Here is a 17,887-nt window from a genome sequence, read left to right as displayed (position 1 = left end):
GACCCCCGCGCATCAGTAGGCCCCCTGCCCGTAGAGCACCGCACGCAGCGTCTTCCACAAGATCACTGTGTCCAGGGCGAGCGACCAGTCCTCCACGTACCGCAGATCCAGCCTGACCGCCTCCTCCCACGCCAGGTCGCTGCGTCCGCTGATCTGCCACAGGCCGGTGAGTCCGGGCTTGACCAGCAGCCGCCGCCGGATGTCCGGGCCGTACGCAGCGGACTCCCCCGGCAACGGAGGCCTCGGACCGACGAGCGACATCGATCCGGTGAGCACGTTGAAAAGCTGCGGGAGCTCGTCCATCGAGTACCGGCGCAGCACTGCTCCCACCCGGGTCACCCGCGGATCCCGACGGAGCTTGAACAGCAGGCCGGCGCCCTCGTTGCGGTCGGCCAGCTCGGCACGTGCCCCGTCAGCCCCGGCGACCATGGTGCGGAACTTGAGAATGGTGAACTCGCGGCCGTCCTTGCCGACCCTGTGCTGGCGGTAGAACACCCCACCCCTACTGTCCACCAGCACGAGCAGCCCGATGAACACCATCAGCGGCGCGAACAGGATCAGCAGGATCGCCGCGCCCATCCGGTCGACGACCCCTTTGACCGCCCGGCGGCCCCCGGTGAAGGTCGGCATGCTGACCCGCAGCAGCGGGATCCCGAGCACCGCGTCGATGCGCAGCCGCGGGCCGGCCACCTCCATCAGCACGGGGGCCACGACCATCTCGGCGTCGCTGCCTTCGAGGTTCCAAGCAAGCCGCTGCAGCCGGTCCGGTGACCAGTGCGGGTCCGGTGTGACCGCGACGACACGGTAGCCGTCGCGGTGGACGTGGCCCGCGACATCCGCCAGTCGGCCGACGACCGGCACTCCGTCCAGTTGGTCACCGTCGAGCCCGAGACCGTCCGTCGTGCACACCGCATCCACCCGCCAGCCGAGGTGCGGGAACTTGCGGGTTCGGGTGACCAGGTCGCTGACGGTGGCCAGGCTCCCGGCAGCGAGCACCGGTCGCAGGCACCGTCCTTCCTTTCGCTGTTTGTGCAGCCAGAGGCGCAGCAGATACCGCTCCGTCACGGTGATGAGCGCGATCGCGGGGATCGCGACGAAGATCCAGAGCTTGATGTTGCGCGAGGTGAGGGCGATCCCGCCGAGCGCCAGTACGACGGTCGCCGCGAACAGTGAGCGTCCGAGCCGGCGGAATTCCTCGGCGCCCTGGCCGAGTACGGCCGGAGCCCACGACCGGCTCACCGCAAGCGCCCCCAGCACCAGCAGCTCGGTGCCGAATGCGAGAATTCCCCACTTCTCATGCCAGTTGGCCGCGTCCCGGGCTCCGAAGAAGTTGCCGATGGCCGCCACCACGAAGGCGGTGGCCGCGGTATCGCTGGTGATCACGGCACGGCGGTACCGCTGCTCCCATTCGATAGCGGGCTGTCTGATCGCGCCGTTCGCCAGACGCTCGCGCGCCGGCGAAAACGGGCTGACTAGTCCCCCTTGCCGCACCGAACCCCCCAGGTCCCCAGTGGCTCGACGTGTTCGCCCAACACTGTTCCTCCTCCCGGGAGGCCCACGCCCCCCGCACTGTTCCTCCCCTCGGGAGGCCCACGCCGGCCGCATGACATCCCGGCTAGGCCCGGACCGTGCGGCCCGAGCGTTGATCGGTCCCGGCGTGACGCCGAGAGCGCACACTTTGGCCCGATCGCCCGATTTGTGTCAGACACCTTGATGCGTGTTACGAAATGCAGACATTTCCGTCACACGCGCATGTATTTGGCACGCATTCAACTACCCGGGTGCCCGTCAATCACTGACCACTGCATCCACCCGTTCGATACCGGCACACCCGGCACAGCGCGCGCCACGCCAACCCGCGCGCACCACGGCTCAACCTTGCGAGACCGGCACGGAATTCTGTAACAGCCGTCGCTCGACCGGCCTCGAACGAGCTTTCTGCTACCCGGAGAAAGGAGAAAGAGGGTTCTACCTCCCTGCCGTCGCCGGCCGACGACCGCCGATCATTGCGCGGCGGACACAACGGTGGGTGCGAGTCGCGCGCTGCCGCTTGGGCGGCCGACAAATCCGCAATGCCCGAGGAAACATCAATGGCTCGTCCACCTGCGCTCAAGCTCGCCGAGGTCAAAGCGGAAATCCGGATAGGTCCGTCGGCCTTCTACCGCCTACGCGCTCGCGGTCAGGCACCCCGAATGATCAAGCTGCCCAATGGTGAATTGCGCTGCCGCCGCGCCGACCTAGACGCGTGGTGGGAGGCGTGTGAAAGGGATACGTCTGCATGGCGATGAGTTACAAGGTCCGGTTCTGGGAGATCCGCGAGCGGCCGGATCGGCGCAAGGGATTTGAGGTCCGTTGGACGGTTAGTGGACGTGAGAAGTCCGAGTCCTTCCTCACCAAAGGGCTCGCGGAGAGTCGGCGCTCCAAGCTGATGACCGCCGCTCGCGACGGTGAACCCTTCGACACCCAGTCAGGTCTGCCGGCCTCCGAAATCCGGGCGTTGAAGCAGCGGACCACTTGGTACGTTCTGGCCCGGGAGTACATCGAGCAACGGTGGGACCGCACCCCAGGAAATACGCGCCGCACCCTTGCAGACGCCTTGGCGACTATCACTCCGGCCTTCGTTGAACCAGGGGCCGTCTACCGGGCGCCTCGCGTACTGCGACGCGCGCTGTACTCGTGGGCCTTCAACAAGAATGCCTGGAACGCCGATGCCCGGGAGGAGTGGCAGGCCGCCCTGGACTGGCTGCAGCGCCACTCGCTGCCTGTCAGCGAGTTGGAGGAGCCGGACGTACTGCGGCGGGGGCTCGACGCCCTGTGCCGGAAGGTCGACGGGGCGGCTGCTGCCGCCAAGACTGTGAACCGAAAGAGGGCAGCGGTCAACGAGGTGTTCGGAGTAGCCGTCGAACGCGGATACCTCGCACAGAACCCGCTGAACGGCCTTCGCTGGACGGGACCGGAAGTCGCTGACGAAGTCGATCCCGACTGCGTACCGAACCCGGCTCAGGTCGCCCGACTTCTTGCCGCCGTCAAGGCCCTACCGGGCCGTGGCCCTCACCTGTACGCCTTCTTCGGCTGCATGTACTACGCCGCCATGCGTCCGGCGGAGGTCATCCACCTGCAGAAATCTCAGTGCCGCCTGCCAACGAGCGGCTGGGGACTTCCGAACCTGAAGGGTGGTGTGGTGACTGCAGGTAAGGAGTGGACGGATGACGGTGCTGTCCATGAGATCCACTCCCTGAAACGGCGAGCAGCCAAGGCCACGCGGCCGGTTCCTATCCCACCAGTGCTCGTCCGCATGTTGCGCGAGCACATAGGAACCTTTGGAGTGGCACCGACGGACGTCTCTTCCGCAACGCAGCGGGGAACTACATCGATGCCTCGGCGTACGGCATTGCCTGGGGGCGAGCGCGTGAGGCCGCTCCTGCCCTTGACGAGCACGCCCTTGAGCTGGCGAAGCGCCCCTACGACCTGCGCCACGTCGGCATCTCGTTCTGGTTGGCCTCCGGAGTCGACCCCGTCGAGTGCGCGCGCCGCGCCGGACAAAGCATCCAGGTCCTCTTCCGCTACTACGCCAAGTTCCTGGCCGAAGCGCGGAACCATGCGAACCGGCTGATCGAGGAGTCCATGCAGCGGTGGGAGGCGCCGATGGGCGACGCGGAGGGCGACTTAGCGGGACCTTGGCCCGGAAATGCCCCGGAACTGCTGGTCAGAGCTGGGATACCAGTGGGAGATATTGGGAGTAAGGGCGCATCTCGACTTACCGCTTAGTCGTGCGCTGCGGAGGGCGCCTGACGGGCATCTTGCCTGGTCAGGCGCCCTTTTTCTGTGTCTAGAAGAAGCCGAGCTTCTTCGGCGAGTAGGACACGAGCAGATTCTTGGTCTGCTGATAGTGCTCAAGCATCATCTTGTGGTTCTCCCTGCCGATACCGGACTGCTTGTATCCGCCGAAGGCGGCGTGAGCCGGGTAAGCGTGGTAGCAGTTCGTCCAGACCCGGCCCGCCTGGATCGACCGGCCCGCCCGGTACGCGGTGTTGATGTCCCGCGTCCAGACGCCCGCCCCGAGCCCATACAGCGTGTCGTTCGCCGTCTTGATGGCGTCGTCGAAGTCCGAGAAGGAGGTCACGGCGACGACCGGGCCGAAGATCTCCTCCTGGAAGACCCGCATCCGGTTGTCGCCCTCGAAGATCGTCGGCTGGACGTAGTAGCCGCCCGCCAGTTCTCCGTCGTACTCGATCCGCTGTCCGCCCGACAGAACCTTCGCACCCTCCTGCTGGCCGATGTCCAGATACGAAAGGATCTTCTGCAACTGGTCGTTGGAGGCCTGGGCGCCGATCATCGTGTCCGTGTCCAGCGGGTGGCCGGGCACGATCTTCTCGGTGCGGGCGATGCCCGCCTCCAGGAACTCGCTGTAGTGCCCGCGCTGGATCAGCGCCCGCGACGGACAGGTGCAGACCTCGCCCTGGTTGAGGGCGAACATGGTGAACCCTTCGAGGGCCTTGTCACGGAAGTCGTCGTCGGCCGACCAGACGTCGTCGAAGAAGATGTTCGGGGACTTGCCGCCCAGTTCCAGCGTCACTGGCTTGATGTTCTCGGAGGCGTACTGCATGATCAGCCGCCCCGTCGTGGTCTCGCCGGTGAAGGCGATCTTCGCGACGCGCGGGCTGGAGGCGAGAGGCTTGCCCGCCTCCGCGCCGAATCCGTTGACGATGTTGACGACACCCGGCGGCAGCAGATCGGCGACCAGGCTCAGCCACACATGGATCGAGGCCGGGGTCTGCTCCGCGGGCTTGAGGACCACCGCGTTGCCCGCGGCGAGCGCCGGAGCGAGTTTCCACGTCGCCATCAGGATCGGGAAGTTCCACGGGATGATCTGGGCGACCACGCCGAGCGGCTCGTGGAAGTGATACGCGACGGTGTCGTCGTCGATCTCGCTGAGCGAGCCCTCCTGGGCGCGCAACGCGCCCGCGAAGTAACGGAAGTGGTCGATCGCGAGCGGGATGTCGGCGGCCAGGGTCTCCCGTACCGGCTTGCCGTTGTCCCAGCTCTCGGCGACCGCCAACTCCTCGAGGTGCGCCTCCATCCGGTCCGCGATCCGGTTGAGGACGGAGGCGCGCTCACCGGCCGCGGTGGCGCCCCAGGCAGGGGCGGCGGCGTGGGCCGCGTCCAGGGCGCGTTCGACGTCCTCCGCGGTGCCGCGGGCGACCTCGGTGAACGGGCGCCCGTTGACGGGGCTCGGGTTCTCGAAGTACTGGCCGAGGGCCGGCGGGACGTACGCGCCGCCGATCCAGTGGTCGTAGCGGGACTCGTACGAGACGATGGCGTCCTCGGTGCCCGGCGCAGCGTAACGGGTCATCTCTGTGGCCTCCCGGATCCGGTGCCGCCCGCCGTTGGACGGCCCTCGGCGCGAGGCTAGGGACGGGAACGTTGCAACCTCGTTGCGCCGGACGGCCGAGGTGTCAGCGTTGTTCGGCGTCGAGCGTGCGGGCCCGTGCCAGCAGCGCCGGCCGCTGCCCGGGAGGTGCCGCCGCGGCGAGCGCCTGCCACACGGGCAGGTCGTCCTCGCCCCAGGGACTGTACGCCCAGTCCGCCAGGAGCCCCGGGTCGCCGCGCGCGATCAGCGAGGCCCGTAGCTGATCGTCGAGACGGCGTCGCAGCCGGACGACGGACGGTGCCTGCGAGCCCGGCAGCAGCGGCCCCGTGTACGCGCTGAGCGCCGCCGCCAACGCACCGGAGGCCAGTCTGCGCGCCACGCCGTCGAAGTCGGCGTCGACCGGAGCGGCGAACCGGTAGGGGCGGGAAAGCAGCAGTTCGGGGCCGAGCAGCCTGCGCAGCCGTGAGAGTTCGGCCCGCAGCGTCACCGGGGTCACCGTCTCGTCCTCGTACAGCTCGACCAGCAGTTCGTCGCCTCCGAGGCCCTCCGGGTGACGCGCGAGTGCCACCAGGATCTCGCTGTGCCGCCTGCTGAGCCGAATCTTGCGGCCGCCCGCGACGAGCAGCGCTTCGTCTCGGCCGAGCGCGCTCAACTGTATGGAATCCCCGGCTGGTTCGGGCGCGAGCAGGGCGAGCTGGGACTCGGCGGCGCGTGCCACTGCCTGGACGAACGCCAGGCTGTGCGGATGGGCGAGCCGGTTGCCGCCGGTGATGTCGACGGCGCCCAGCACCCGTCCCGTGTGCGGGTCGTGCAGTGGCGCCGCGGCGCACGTCCACTGCTGGACCGGGCGCAGGAAGTGCTCGGCGGCGAACACCTGGACCGGACGGTCCACGGCGATCGCCGTCCCCGGAGCATTCGTCCCGGCCACGGACTCGGACCAGCGGGCACCCTCCACGAAGTTCATCCGGCCGGCGCGTCGGCGGGTCGTCGCGTGCCCCTCGACCCAGAGCAGTCGGCCGTGCGCGTCGCACACCGCAAGAAGATGTTCGCCGTCCGTCGCGTACGCACCCATCAGTTCACGGATCACCGGCATGGCGCGGGCGAGGGGATGTCCCTCCCGGTACGGTCCGAGTTCGTCCGGGCCCAGCTCGACCAGGGCCGCACCGTCCGGGCTGACCCGGGCCCGCGCGGAGCGCCGCCACGACTCGCCGACCACGGAACGTACCGGCCGTTCCAGCCGTCCGGCGGTGGTGAACACCTCGTGTGCGTGGCGCATTTCGCCCAGCCGTTCGCCGGGGTCGGTGTCGGCTGTCAGCGCCACCCAGGGGTCCGTCAACTCACTCTCCCGTCCGGGGGACTCGTGCATCCCCATCGTCGTCGCAGCCGGGCTCTGCGACAACCTCGGTGCGGGGAGTCATCGGACCCGCAGCGGGTCAGCCGGTGCTGTAGAGGTTGACGAGGCGGATGTAGCGCACCCAGTCCCAGTGAGGGCCGGGGTCGGTGTGATCGGTGCCCGGGACCTGGGCGTGGCCGAGGATGTGCGCGCGGTCCTTGGGGATGCCGTAGCGGTCGCACACCGATGCGGTCAGCAGAGCCGACTGCTCGTACAGGGCGTTGGTGAAGTACGCCGGCCGGTCGACCCAGCCCTCGTGCTCGATGCCGACGCTGCGGGTGTTGTAATCCCAGTTGCCCGCATGCCAGGCGATGTTCTGCTCCCGTACGCACTGCGCGACGTACCCGTCCGCCGAACGCACCACATAGTGTGCGGAGACCTGCTTCGCCGGATTCTGGAAGATGCCGACCGTGTCCGAGAACGTCTCCTGCGTGACATGGATGATCACGTACTGCACCGGATAGGCCGAAGGGCGCGTCGACGCCGTGTAGTTCGACGTGGACGCGGGCGTCCAGTGCGCGAGCGGGTAGTCGGTGCTGCCCGCCGCAGCTGAAGCCATGGCGCGAGTGGAAGCCGGCAGCAGTGCCGCCGCTGCGGTCGCCGCGGCGCCCTGGAGAATCCTTCTGCGGTGCATCAACGCTCCTGTGGGGGGAGGGGTGGGGAGACGGTGTACGGGGTGCGGAGTCAGGAGGTGGGAAGCAGGGCGGCGGTCTCGCGGAGGTGTCGGTGCAGTCCACGATGAGGGTCGCCCGCGGGCAGCCACTCCTTGCGAATCTTCGCCACGCAGGTGTAGTTGGTGTCGCAGACGTTCGCCAGTGGCGCTTCACCGGCCTGGCTGACCAGTTGGTACGCGTCGAGCTCGGAAAGCCCGTAGTCGCGTGCCAGCCACTGCACCAGGTCCAACTGCGAGATGCGGAAGGCGTCTTCGAGAGGGCGAGCGGAGCCGGTGGAGATGAGATGGGTGTCCGATTCGATCCGCGGCCACGGCGTCGCCACTCCCTTCAGCAGCTCGACCAGGACCACGGTGTTCATCGCGCACTCCACCGCGACCCCACAGGTCTCGCCCTCGCCCTGGCGGGCGTGTCCGTCGCCCAGACTCAGCAACGCGCCCTCGACGTTGACGCCCAGATAGCAGGTGACCCCGGCCCGCATCTCGGGCGTGTCCATGTTCCCGCCGTGCGCGTCGGGAACCAGCGCGGACCGCACCTCCAGATTGGCCGGAGCCACCCCGACCGTGCCGTGCATCGGATCCATCGGCAGCTCGACCCGGATGTCGCTGTCCCGGGCGCTGAACAGGCAGGTGCGGTTGGCCCGGTCCAGCTGCCACATCCACACCACCTCCGGCAGCGGGGCCTGCAACGACGCTGTCGTATGGGTGGAGGTCAGGGCCCCGAACAGTGGCACGGTCGTGGACGCCGCCCAGTCCCTGGCCGGTTCGATCGACACGAAGTGCACCGCGACGGTGTCGCCCTGCTCCGCCCCCACCACATGGAAGGGACCGGTCTGCGGGTTGAGGAACGGGAACTCGCAGACGGCCGAGACCAGGTCCTTCTCGGAGCGCACCCGGCCCGCGAAGCAGTCCTCCGTGTACACATCGAGGAAGGAGCCTGGCTCGATCCGGGCCACCGGCGCCGCACCGCCGAAGGTCCATGCGTACTCGCCCTCCTTGGGGCGCACGGTCAGGATCCGCGGGTCGCTCATCGCTGTTCTGCTCCTGTTCCGATGTCGACGACGGCCTCCGGGGCCTCGTCCAGATGGATCCTTCCGGTCTGGGCCACCCGCTCCGGGTGTCTGCGCACCAGCACCACCAGTACAACGACGCCGACGAGCATCCAGATACCGACGACCGGCCCCGCGTACGAAACGGGGGCGCTGAGCTTTGAGACGAAGTCGAAGGCCGGGATTCCGGCGGCCGTCAGCAGTGCAGGTACGAACGCCGCGATGCCCAGTACCGGGAAGAGAAGATGAAGTACGGGGTTGAGCGCCTCGCGACGCCGGCGCAGGAAGTACCCGGCGCAGGCCAGGTTGACGACGATGTACACGCCGATGATCACGGTGACGATGACGGTCGCCAGGAGGACGAACGCGGTCACCGGGTCATATCCGAAGCCGAGCCCGAGCGCCGCGCCGACCGCGATCACGAACTGCACGGCCACACCGGTGACGGGCGAGCGGCGGCGCGGATGAAGCCGCGCGAACGCGTGCGGGAACACGCCGATCCGGCCGAGGGCGAAGGCCGTGCGCGTCGACACATTCGCGCACGCATTGGCATTGGCCACGGTCGAGTTGACGACGGCGAGGAAGAGAAGGACCCAGAACAGCCCGAACGAGGCGCGCGCCACGCCTTCCCATGACGCCGCCCCCGAGGCGCCGAACCCGGCGAACCGGTCGGGCCCGAAGTACACGGACATGGCGTACGTGGTGAGGACGTACACCAGGCCGATCGACAGCGCGGCGCCGAGCACCGCCCGTCGCATGGTGCGCCGCGGGTTCTTCGTCTCCTCGGCCAGGGGCGCCGCCGCCTCGAAGCCCGCGAACGCCAGCACGGTGTAGACCGAGCCGGCAAAGATGCCGCTGATTCCGTCGAAGCCGTCCGCGGTGTGCGACGTACCGAACACCGACAGCGTGTTGTCCGAGCCGGCCTGCCCGATCAGCAGCACCGCGAATGCGACGAAGACCAGCACTTCGAAGATGCCGAGGACGGTGCCGAATCGGGCGGACGCCCGTACCCCGAAGTAGCCGGCGAGTGCGATGATCACTGCGCCCAGCAGCGACCACGGCCACCACAGGTCCGCCGGGTAGGACGACCACTCCTGGTGCAGCGTGCCCGCCGTCGTGAAGCCGAGCTGCAGCAACAGCAGCGCGGGCACCAGCGCCTCGACGAAGACATAGCCCCAGCCGACGAGGAAGCCGACGGCCGGATGCAGGCCCTGCGCGGAGTAGGTGGCGACCGAACCCGCCGCGGGCAGATGGCGGGCCAGCTCCGCGACGCACGACGCGGTGAACAGACAGGCCACCAGCGCCACCAGCACGGACAACGGCAGACTGCCGCCGGCGAACGCGGCTCCCGACGGGATGGATGCGGCGATGGCTGCGGCGGGCGCCATCGCCGTGATGCTCTGGAAAAGAACTTCGCGCAGCCCTACGGCGTCGCGCAACAGCACCGAAGCCGATTCCCCCGACACCCCGTGACCCCCTCTGGTCCGCTGACCGGAATGCGTTGTCCGATGTACGGCCGAGCGTCTCGCGCGCCCTACCGTACGGGCGCCGCGCGGGTGGCGGAAGACAGTAGGACGCCGAAAGTCGTTTGCGGGACCGGAAGTTGGGTGCGGGGGCGTGGGGAAGTCGGATCAGCCGTGCAGGGGGCGCGGCAACTCGACAACCGTCAGCGATGTCTCGATTCCGCTGTCGACGAGCCGGCCGTTCGAGTCGAACGCCTCGGCGCCGTCGGTCATCTGATTCCTCTGTGGATACTCCGCCCTTCAGGGCGGAGAGGAAATGGACTCCTGCGGAGCAGGGCAAGGGCTGCGATTCGCCGCCAGGGCGGATCACAGTGCTCTGACCCGCAGGTTTGATCTTTACATGCGGTCGCATTAGTTTGTGAGCATGACCACGAACCATGTGAGGCGGGCGTTCAAGTACCGCTTCTATCCGACGGATGCGCAGGCAGCTGAGCTGTCGCGCACGTTCGGATGCGTGCGGAAGGTCTACAACCTGGCGCTTGCGGCCCGCACGGAGGCATGGACGCGGCAGGAGCGGGTCAACTACAACCAGACCTCGGCCCTGCTGACGGCGTGGAAGAAAACTGAGGAACTGGCCTTCCTCAACGACGTGTCGTCGGTGCCGTTGCAGCAGACGCTGCGGCACTTGCAGACCGCGTTCACCAACTTCTTCAGCAAGCGGGCCAAGTACCCGCGCTTCAAGTCCCGCAAGAAGTCCCGCCAGTCCGCCGAGTACACCACCAGCGGTTTCCGCTTCCGGGACGGCAGGCTGACTCTGGCGAAGATGGCCGAGCCGCTGGCCATCGTGTGGTCGCGCCCGCTCCCCAAGGGGGCGAAGCCGTCCACTGTGACGGTCTCCCCGGACAGCGCCGGTCGCTGGTTCGTCTCCATGCTGTGCGACGACCCCACCGTCAAGCCGCTCCCCACCACGGATGCGGCGGTCGGTGTCGATGTCGGTCTGAACCACCTCCTGACGCTCTCCACCGGTGAGAAGATCGCCAACCCGAGGCATGAGCGCACGGACCGTGCCCGGCTCGCGAAGGCCCAACGCACCCTTGCGCGCAAGGCCAAGGGTGACGGCGCCAACCGCAGGAAGGCCCGGCTGAAGGTCGCGAAGATCCACGCCCGGATCGCCGACCGGCGCCGTGACGGCCTGCACAAGCTGACCACTCGGCTCGTTCGTGAGAACCAAACGATCGTGATCGAGGACCTGACCGTGCGAAACATGGTCAAGAACCGGAGCCTGGCCCGCGCCATCAGCGACGCGGCATGGGCCGAGTTCCGCAGCCTGCTGGAATACAAAGCCCAGTGGCACGGGCGGGAAGTGATCGCGGTCGACCGCTTCTTCCCCTCCTCCAAGCTGTGCTCCGTCTGCGGCACCTTGCAGGACAAGATGCCGCTGCACGTCCGCACCTGGACGTGCGCCTGCGGCACGACCCACGACCGGGACGTGAACGCCGCACGCAACCTGCTGGCCGCCGGACGGGCGGTGTCGGCCTGTGGAGCCGGTGTAAGACCTCAACGGAGAACTCCGGGCGGGCAGTCGGCGATGAAACAGGAAGTCTCACGGCGCGAGCCGTAAGAATCTCCCTCCTTCAGGACTCCGTTGGGAAATCCGCAAACCGGCTTCGTTGGCTTGCCGGGGTTGGCATGATCGTTCTGTTCGTCGGAGCGAGGGGGCTGGGTGTCGCTGGAGTTTCGGGACGACCGTGGGGTGCCGGAGCTGACTGCTCGGGTCGTGCGGGCGTCGTTTCCGAAGGGGACGCTGGCTGTCCGGGTGCGCGAAGTGCTTGGCCCGCTGTTCGAGGACGAATCCTTTGCTGAGGCGTTCGCAACGCGGGGACGTCCGGCGGTGTCACCGGGAGCACTGGCGCTGGTGTCGGTGCTGCAGTACGCCGAGGGCCACACCGACCGGCAAGCCGCTGACCAGGTGCGGGCCCGGATGGACTGGAAGTTTCTCCTCGGCCTGGAACTGGACGACCCGGGGTTCGACTTCTCTGTCCTCAGCGACTTCCGCGCCCGGCTGATCGAGCACGGCTTGGAGGAGAAGGTCCTTGACCTGGTCCTGGATCGGATCTCCGGCCTCGGGCTGCTGCGTTCCGGGGGGCGTCAGCGTACCGACTCCACCCATGTCCTCGCGGCCGTGCGGACGCTGAACCGGATGGAGTTCGTCGGCGAAACGCTGCGGGCGGCTCTGGAGGCGCTGGCCGCAGCCGCTCCGCACTGGCTGTCCCCGCTTGTGACCGCCGAGTGGGTGAAACGCTACGGGGCCCGGATCGACTCCTACCGCTTCCCCAAGGGCGACAATGTGCGCCAGGAGTGGGCCGAGCAGGTAGGCCGTGACGGCTTCACCATCCTGGGGGCCGTCCACGCGCCCGAGGCCCCGCGCTGGCTGCGGGAGATCCCCGCCGTCCAGGTCCTGCGCCGGGCCTGGGTGGAGCAGTACCACCGCGATGGTGAGGGGGTGCGCTGGCGGGAGGGCAAAGACCTCCCGCCGGGCAGACGCCGACTGTCCTCGCCCTATGACCCCGAAGCCCGCTACAGCGTCAAGCGGGGCTCAGGCTGGTGCGGCTACAAGACTCACCTGAGCGAGACCTGCGAGCCCAACGCCCCGCACCTGATCACCCATGTCGTCACTACGGACGCCACCGTCGCCGACACCGAGGTCACCGAGGTGGTCCACCAGGGCATGGCCGCACGTGAACTGCTGCCCGAGGAGCACGACGTGGACGCCGGCTACGTCACCGCCGCCCACATCCTGGCCGCCCGCAGGAAGCATGGCATCGAACTGCTCGGGCCGGTCGGCCTGGACACCCACCACAGCGGGCGCGATGCGCAGACACCGGACCTGACCCAGGCCGCCTTCCACACGAACTGGGAGGCCAGGAAGGTCATCTGCCCCCGGGGAGCAGCCAGCGTCAGCTGGTCCGAACAACGCAAAGCCAGCGGAACCCCGCTCGTCCGCGTGCACTTCGCACTCACCGACTGCGACCCATGCCCGCTGAGACCGAGGTGCACCAAGGCAGCCAACGGCAAGTGGGGCCGCAGCCTGACCCTGCTGCCCCGAGAACAGCAGCAGATCCTCGAACAACGACGCGCAGAGCAGCAAACCGACGCGTGGAAACAACGCTATGACACACGAGCCGGAGTGGAAGGCACCATCTCGCAAGCCGTCCGCCGCACCGGCATCCGCCGCACCCGCTACACCGGACTACCCAAAACCCACCTCGGCAACGTCCTCGCCGCCACCGCGATCAACATCATCCGCCTCGACGCCTGGCTCACCGGCACCCCACTCGGCAAGACCAGAACCTCCCACCTGGCCCGCCTCGAACTCGCCGCTTAAAACCACGGACACGCAACCGGTTTGCGGATTTCCCAACGGAGTCCTTCAGGAGGGAGAGCGTCAAGCCGAAGTCGTTGTCGTTGATGAGGGCAAGGGTGTTCCGGCCGGTCATCGCCACGCCATCGATCTTCCCCGGCACGCCCGCGACCTTGCCCAGGTCCACGACCAGGGAATTGCGGAGCACCGGTACGCCCGACGCCGAGGGTCCGCGCCGTACGTGACGACGTCAGGTACGGCGAACGTCACGCCGACGATGCAGTCCGTGTTCCCCCCAACTACGCCGCCACGCCGCCGTGGGAAGAACAGGCCCCTTGCTTGCCGATCGACTCCGACTGCCAACCGTCAGCGCAGCGTCCATGGGTGGGCGTCTCTTCGAGCTCTTCGACCTCTTCGGGCTCCGCGAGCTCGTCGGACTTCATGTCCTCGGGGGTGTACCGCTGCTTGGCGAGCGTGCTGAGCACGGCGCCGGTCACGACGAATGCCGCGGCGCCGATGGCGTGGATGGTCGTCTTGTTCTTCCTGTACAGGCTCTTCACACGCTCGATGGTGGACTCGTTGGACTCGTCGGAAGCGGTCTGCTTGGTCATGGCGGTCCCTTTCCGGTTCTGCGGGTCAGTGTGCAGCACTGGCAGGTGCGGCGTATGGGAAAGCCGCCATCGGCCGGTCAGTCCCGCGTGGCGCCTTCGGGCCACACGATGCGCACCGGTACGCCGACACGGTCTGCGTACGCGACGACGTCGGCGGTTCCGCCGTAGCCGCGGGCCGGTTGGCCGTCCCACACGGCGATCATCTGGTCGGCCAGGCCCACGACGATCTCGCTGCCGGCCTGGTGGGCCTGCGAGTTGGACTCGCGCATCCCGGTGTGGTGGACGTCGGCGGCGCGGGCGGTGAGCTCGTCGTAGACGGGGTGGTGCCAGTCGGGCAGGCTGTCGCGGTACTCGGCGGCGGGGATGACTACCTCGAGGCGGCCGCCGAGTGCGAGGACGGCCTGCGCGAACCAGGCGTCGGGGCCGTCGGCGATGCAGCTGATGCCCACCAGGTCCTCGGGTCGGCAGTCGGCGACCAGCTTGGTGAGTTCGTCGCGGACTTGGGCTTCAACCTCCGGCGACAGACCGCGGTGGCCCGTGATGCCCAGGCGCATAGCTGGCTTCCCCCTCACAGGTAGGTGTCGTGCAGCAGGGTGTCGAAATCCCGCACGATACCGGGCGGCGTGGCGGTGGCATAGGAGCGGCGGAAGGCGCGGGCGCGCTCGACGATGCGACCGGACCGCAGTCGCACGCCGTCCTGGACGGCGCGGGTCGCCAGGGCGAACGCGGAGTCGACGCGGCCGGCGCTGAGGTGGCCGATGGCGACGTCGAGGGTGAGCAGCGCCCGCTGTTTCTCGTGGCCGGAGGACAGGGCGGTCGCGATCTCCTGTGAGGACAGGGCCCAGCGGGTGCGGCCGAGCCGGGCGCCGCACACCACGCGGCAGGAGGCGACCTTCCGCTCGTCGAAGGAGAACACCCACGGCCACGGCGGCGGGTCTTCGCGGGGGACGCGGGCGGTGTGCTGTTCGCAGGAGCGCAGGGCCCGTTCGGTGGCGCGTTCGTCGCCGGCGGTGGCGTGGGCGACGGCCTCGATCGAGGCGAGCCAGGCGGCGGCGATGGCGGGCAGGTCGGGGCCGAGCTGGCGGCGGGCGCGGGCGATCAGGCGCAGCCCTTCGGCGGTGTTGTCCGCCTCCACCTCGAACTGGGCGAGGCTGCCGGTCTGGTAGGCGCCGAGCAGCGGGTCACCGGCGGTGCGTGCGGCTTTGATCGCCGAGCCGTACCAGGTGCGGGCGGAGCCGTGGTCGGCCATGTCCCAGGCGAGCCAGCCGACGAGGGATGCGGCCTCGGAGCCGACGGCGGCCATGCGGGCCTTGTGGGAGGCGTCGGGGGCCTGGGAGGCAACGCGCCGGATGAGCCGTAGGTGGGCCTGTGCGGTGTCGGCGAGGTCGCGGGAGCCGACGGTGGCGTCCAGGCGGCGGAAGGCGGTGGTGGCCACGCGCAGGGCTGCTGCCTGGCCGCTGTCCCATTCGGGGCGGGTCCGTAGTTGTGGGGGGAGGGCTGGCGTCGCGACGACTGCGGCGACGCCGTTGAGGAATTCGCGGCGTTCCACGGTGCTGTTCCCGTTCCGGTCGTAGTCGGCGAGGCCGACCAGATTCGGGGGGATACCGAGGTGGCTGGCTGCGCTCGCCAGGAGGCTCATGTTGTAGGGGCCGACGCCGCGGTCTTCGAGGCGGGACGTGGCGGACTGGGACAGGCCGCATGCCTCTCCTAGTTGGCGTTGGGTCAGACCTAATGTTTTGCGGGCCTGCTTGATGACGCGCCCATAGTCGCCTTCTCGTGCGGCGTCTCGGATTTGCCTGTTCCTGGGCCAATCCATGCGTTCCCCTTCCACGCTACGTACGGTTCCACAGGACGTACCCGCCTCGTATGCATCCTGCGCATATCCGTATGCACTGACTGCATCGGAGGTGGCGGGGTGGCCCTGTGGCGGGTTTCCTACACACAGTGTCCGACGCAACGTCAGGTCGGCGCTGACCTCTTGGAAACCCGGCCGGGGCGCTGCCCCTTGAAGGGGAAGCGGTGTCCTCGATGACGACGACGCGCGACGAGTCAACGACCGACCAGCGGTGGCAGCTGTGGCTGACGCCGTTCCCGAAGACGGTGAGTGAGGCCCGTCGGCAGGTCCGTTCAGCCCTGACCGACTGGCGGGTACCCGAGGAGGCGGTGGACACCGCCGTACTGATCACCAGCGAGCTGGTCACCAACGCCATCCGGCACTGCGACAACCAGCACCTGGTGCACCTGCAGGTCACTGACGACGGTGCGGAGCTTTTGCTGGAGGTGTCCGACCCGAGCCGCAACCCGCCCCGGCCAGTGGTCTCGCCGAGCCACGCCGAGAGCGGCCGGGGGCTGTTCCTGGTTCGCGCGGCCGCCTCCGACTTCGGGGCCCGGCACCGTGACCCGGTCGGCAAGACCGTGTGGGCGATCGTTCCCCGGACGCCCACCCCATGAGCCCCGGCCCGGTGGTGCGCCCCCCGTAGCGCCGCCGGGCCGGTTCCGGCCTGTACCCGTCGACGTTGAATGTGAGCCTGCCGTGGATGCCGTAGCTGAGCAGATGCCGTTCCGTGTGACCTTCGATCAGGAGCGCGGGCAGCTCGTGCTGATGATGACGTTCGGCGTGCAGCCGAGGCAGCGGGTCACCTGCGACCTGATCCCCAGCGCGGAGGCGGCGGCGGTCCAGATCGCACTGAACCGGCACGAGGCCCGGATGCGGGCGCACCTGGCTGACGCGATCGCGGAGGCGACCACGCGGTTCCTGGGGGCGGGCCCCCAGCGGCTTGAGGCTGCGGTGGACGCGCTGTCGGACCCGACGTCGGCGGTGCCGATCGATTCGATCCTCCGGGTGAACGGGGCGCCAACGGACCCGCGTCAGATGAGACCAACAGGGATCTGACCTGCGATTTTATCGGAAAAGATCTTGCGCCTTACTCCGAGTGAAGCTAACAAAAGAACATAAGAACATGAGGAAGGGGGGAAACCGCCCCTCTTCCTCACAGCCCCCGTCCGGCCGCGTCGCCTCCCCGCCGCGTCCATTCTCCAGGCCAGCCGGGCCCGCACATGCATCGGATCCCACCGACTGGTGGTGATGAAGTGGGCCAGCGCCTGCCGGTTCCCGTCCTCACCAAGCCGGGCAGCCATCGGCCCGACGGATTTGCGCTGCCCGTCGGTCAGCAACTGTGGGGCTCGCAAAGTCATCGTTGCTGGTGGGAGCCCGCGTGCAAGGCCCTCGGTGGTGGCTGGGATGCTGCACCCCGTGATCATCTCGATCCTGTAGGGCCACCCGGGCGTTGCTGTCCGTGCCTGCGGTGCTGCTGCGCCGGACATGGCCAAGGACGCCGCACTGCTGGTGCTGCGGCACGAGAACGCGGTGCTGCGACGATACCTCAGAGGTCCGGTCCGCTACGAGCCCGCAGACCGGTTCTGGCCGGCCGCGTTATCGTCGCTGATACCGCGCCGCCGCTGGAGCGGTGTCTTCCCGGTCACGCCGGGGACGCTGCTGGCCTGGCACCGCGGGCTGATCGCCGGCAAGTGGGACTACTCCGACAGACGCCGACGCACCGGCGCCCTCCCACGGCCGCCGCGCTCAAGAAGCTGGTTCTGCGTCTGGCGCAGGAGAACCCGCGGTGGGGCCACCGGCGGATCCAGGGTGAACTGGCCCGGCCGGGGCATCCAATCGCGTCGACCACGGTGTGGGAGATCCTGCACGCGGCCGGCATCGGCCCGGCCCCGCGCCGTACCGGCCCGAGCCGGCGCGAGTTCCTCTCCACCCAGGCCGAGAGGATCATCGCTGCGGCAGACCTGCACCTGCCGGCGGACGCGGTCGCCGAGCTCGACACCATCGGCCGCTGGGGCTTCCTTTCGGATCGGGCCGGACCTCGTCGGTGGCGGCGAGGCGTCCCGCTCCCGCCGTAACCGACGCTACCTGCGCAGCCCGCTCAAGCACACGATCCCCGAGCCGAAGGGCCAGCG

At 68.6% G+C, this 17,887-nt stretch carries 15 protein-coding genes and 3 pseudogenes; 7 read left to right on the top strand and 11 right to left on the bottom strand.

All coding sequences use genetic code 11. The features are described 5' to 3' along the window. Positions 1–12 precede the first annotated feature (12 nt). A complete protein-coding gene (locus OG395_RS09130; RefSeq protein ID WP_327242427.1) occupies positions 13–1,491 on the bottom strand; it encodes a sugar transferase in 1,479 nt (492 codons plus the stop codon). A 599-nt stretch (positions 1,492–2,090) separates the two neighbouring features. Between OG395_RS09130 and OG395_RS09125 the strand changes: the two genes are divergently transcribed. Both OG395_RS09125 and OG395_RS09120 read left to right on the top strand, forming a co-directional pair. Further along, complete coding sequence (locus OG395_RS09125) at positions 2,091–2,288, top strand: helix-turn-helix transcriptional regulator (RefSeq protein WP_327249286.1); 198 nt, start codon at positions 2,091–2,093, stop codon at positions 2,286–2,288. Further along, entirely contained in the window at positions 2,279–3,613 is a 1,335-nt protein-coding gene (locus OG395_RS09120; RefSeq protein WP_327242426.1) for an integrase, read from the top strand. The genes OG395_RS09125 and OG395_RS09120 overlap by 10 nt, the downstream gene beginning before the upstream one ends. A 216-nt stretch (positions 3,614–3,829) precedes the next feature. Here OG395_RS09120 and exaC read toward each other — a convergent pair whose 3' ends face one another. From exaC to OG395_RS09095, 5 genes are all read right to left on the bottom strand, one after another. Continuing rightward, on the bottom strand, positions 3,830–5,353 hold the full coding sequence (gene exaC, locus OG395_RS09115) for an acetaldehyde dehydrogenase ExaC (RefSeq protein WP_327242425.1): 1,524 nt from the start codon (positions 5,351–5,353) through the stop codon (positions 3,830–3,832). 103 nt (positions 5,354–5,456) lie between these two features. Then, entirely contained in the window at positions 5,457–6,737 is a 1,281-nt protein-coding gene (locus OG395_RS09110) for a GAF domain-containing protein (protein WP_327242424.1), read from the bottom strand. A 67-nt stretch (positions 6,738–6,804) separates the two neighbouring features. Continuing rightward, positions 6,805–7,398, bottom strand: coding sequence for an N-acetylmuramoyl-L-alanine amidase (locus OG395_RS09105; RefSeq protein WP_327242423.1), 594 nt, complete (start codon positions 7,396–7,398; stop codon positions 6,805–6,807). Positions 7,399–7,448: 50 nt separating this feature from the next. Further along, complete coding sequence (locus tag OG395_RS09100; protein ID WP_327242422.1) at positions 7,449–8,465, bottom strand: acetamidase/formamidase family protein; 1,017 nt, start codon at positions 8,463–8,465, stop codon at positions 7,449–7,451. Next, the gene (locus tag OG395_RS09095; protein ID WP_327242421.1) at positions 8,462–9,949 is read right to left on the bottom strand and encodes an APC family permease; all 1,488 of its coding nucleotides are present in this window, start codon (positions 9,947–9,949) and stop codon (positions 8,462–8,464) included. Before OG395_RS09095 ends, OG395_RS09100 begins: the two co-directional genes overlap by 4 nt. A 421-nt stretch (positions 9,950–10,370) precedes the next feature. On the opposite strand from OG395_RS09095, the gene OG395_RS09090 reads away from it, so the two are divergent. Together OG395_RS09090 and OG395_RS09085 are read left to right on the top strand one after the other, a co-directional pair. Further along, on the top strand, positions 10,371–11,567 hold the full coding sequence (locus tag OG395_RS09090; RefSeq protein ID WP_327242420.1) for an RNA-guided endonuclease InsQ/TnpB family protein: 1,197 nt from the start codon (positions 10,371–10,373) through the stop codon (positions 11,565–11,567). 102 nt (positions 11,568–11,669) lie between these two features. After that, entirely contained in the window at positions 11,670–13,331 is a 1,662-nt protein-coding gene (locus OG395_RS09085; RefSeq protein WP_327242419.1) for an IS1182 family transposase, read from the top strand. A gap of 58 nt (positions 13,332–13,389) precedes the next feature. Here the strand turns inward: OG395_RS09085 and OG395_RS09080 are convergent. The 4 genes and pseudogenes from OG395_RS09080 to OG395_RS09065 form a co-directional block, all read right to left on the bottom strand. Beyond that, positions 13,390–13,536 (bottom strand): annotated as a pseudogene (locus OG395_RS09080) (esterase-like activity of phytase family protein); the annotation flags it as partial. Between the two features lie 70 nt (positions 13,537–13,606). Further along, on the bottom strand, positions 13,607–13,918 hold the full coding sequence (locus tag OG395_RS09075; protein WP_327242418.1) for a hypothetical protein: 312 nt from the start codon (positions 13,916–13,918) through the stop codon (positions 13,607–13,609). 77 nt (positions 13,919–13,995) lie between these two features. Then, positions 13,996–14,472 carry a hypothetical protein gene (locus OG395_RS09070; RefSeq protein WP_327242417.1) on the bottom strand — a complete coding sequence of 159 codons (477 nt, stop codon included), beginning with the start codon at positions 14,470–14,472 and terminating at the stop codon, positions 13,996–13,998. A 14-nt stretch (positions 14,473–14,486) separates the two neighbouring features. Further along, a complete protein-coding gene (locus tag OG395_RS09065; protein ID WP_327242416.1) occupies positions 14,487–15,734 on the bottom strand; it encodes a helix-turn-helix domain-containing protein in 1,248 nt (415 codons plus the stop codon). 212 nt (positions 15,735–15,946) lie between these two features. Between OG395_RS09065 and OG395_RS09060 the strand changes: the two genes are divergently transcribed. Next, positions 15,947–16,369 carry an ATP-binding protein gene (locus OG395_RS09060; RefSeq protein ID WP_327242415.1) on the top strand — a complete coding sequence of 141 codons (423 nt, stop codon included), beginning with the start codon at positions 15,947–15,949 and terminating at the stop codon, positions 16,367–16,369. 82 nt (positions 16,370–16,451) lie between these two features. Further along, positions 16,452–16,811, top strand: coding sequence for a hypothetical protein (locus OG395_RS09055; protein WP_327242414.1), 360 nt, complete (start codon positions 16,452–16,454; stop codon positions 16,809–16,811). A 134-nt stretch (positions 16,812–16,945) separates the two neighbouring features. Here OG395_RS09055 and OG395_RS09050 read toward each other — a convergent pair. Continuing rightward, positions 16,946–17,092, bottom strand: a pseudogene (locus tag OG395_RS09050) (transposase); the annotation flags it as partial. Between the two features lie 113 nt (positions 17,093–17,205). Here OG395_RS09050 and OG395_RS09045 point away from each other — a divergent pair. Further along, positions 17,206–17,725 (top strand): annotated as a pseudogene (locus tag OG395_RS09045) (integrase core domain-containing protein); the annotation flags it as partial. Positions 17,726–17,887: the final 162 nt, after the last annotated feature.

It is taken from the genome of Streptomyces sp. NBC_01320, from assembly GCF_035974375.1.
Lineage (GTDB): Bacteria > Actinomycetota > Actinomycetes > Streptomycetales > Streptomycetaceae > Streptomyces > Streptomyces yanii.
The sequence above is the reverse complement of the archived record's forward strand: the minus strand, read 5'-3'. Positions and strand labels throughout refer to the sequence as shown.